General features: G+C 71.1%; 1 protein-coding gene. It reads left to right on the top strand.

Going from position 1 to position 992, the window contains the following annotated elements:
• Positions 1-494 precede the first annotated feature (494 nt).
• Positions 495-941 carry a DUF742 domain-containing protein gene (locus UK12_RS32730; protein ID WP_045306847.1) on the top strand — a complete coding sequence of 149 codons (447 nt, stop codon included), beginning with the start codon at positions 495-497 and terminating at the stop codon, positions 939-941.
• Positions 942-992 lie beyond the last annotated feature (51 nt).

Below are 992 nucleotides of genomic sequence, written 5' to 3'. Positions count from 1 at the left end.
CGTCCTCGCCTCCCCCGACTCCGACATCGGCCTCGTCGGGTACGAAATGGCCCTGCTCGTCGACCGAGCCGGCGCCGTCCTCACCCCCGCACTTCGCGCAGAACTGCAGGGCAGCCTGCTGCACTAAGACACCGACGTACGGAAACGCCGGGCTCCGCCAGAGGGAGCCCGGCGCACACCCCAAAGCTGGTTCCGGAATTGGCAGCGCAAGGAGGAGTCTTGGCATCCTCCCCGCCCTCGAAGAGGCAGGGAGTCCGCCGGTCACCCGGCAGACCTTCCTGCCCCAGCCCTGACTGCTTCCGGGACGAACCCAAGCCGAGCTCTCACACCAGCTCCACAGGCCCCGCCCGGCGCCGACCCGGCGCCGGGCCCAGCCGCCGCTTCCCGACGGCTGGACATCCACAGCACACCAGCGAACGCGCAGCGTCATCCGGCGCGTTCACGGCCTGCTCCCGACAGTGTGAGCCGCACTCGGCCCTAGCTAGGAGACGAACATGACCCCGCCCCCGACACCCGGCTCATACGGCAACGGGTACGGCAGTGGCTACGGCGGCCAGCAGGCCGGCGGCTACGGTGGCCAGCAGTCCGACGGCTACGAGCAGCAGCCGCTGGTCCGCCCGTACGCGATGACCGGTGGCCGTACCCGGCCGCGGTACCAGCTGGCGATCGAGGCGCTGATCTCGACCACCGGCAATGCCGAGCGCACCGCCGGCATGCTGCCGGAGCACCAGCGGATCGTGGCGCTGTGCCGGGACGTCAAGTCGGTGGCGGAGATCTCGGCGCTGGCCGGGGTGCCGCTCGGGGTCGCCCGCATTCTCGTAGCGGACCTGGCCGAGGCCGGTCTTGTCGCCATCCACCAGCCCGCCGCTGCGGGCGAGTCGGGCGGTACGCCTGACGTCACGCTGCTCGAAAGGGTCCTCAGTGGACTTCGCAAGCTCTAACGCGGCCGCCGCCAGCCGCGCCACCACCTCCGCGAAGATCGTCGTGGCAGG

Origin of the sequence: Saccharothrix sp. ST-888 (assembly GCF_000955975.1) — a bacterium.
Classification (GTDB): Bacteria; Actinomycetota; Actinomycetes; order Streptomycetales; family Streptomycetaceae; genus Kitasatospora.
This window is presented reverse-complemented; position numbering and strand designations above follow the sequence as displayed.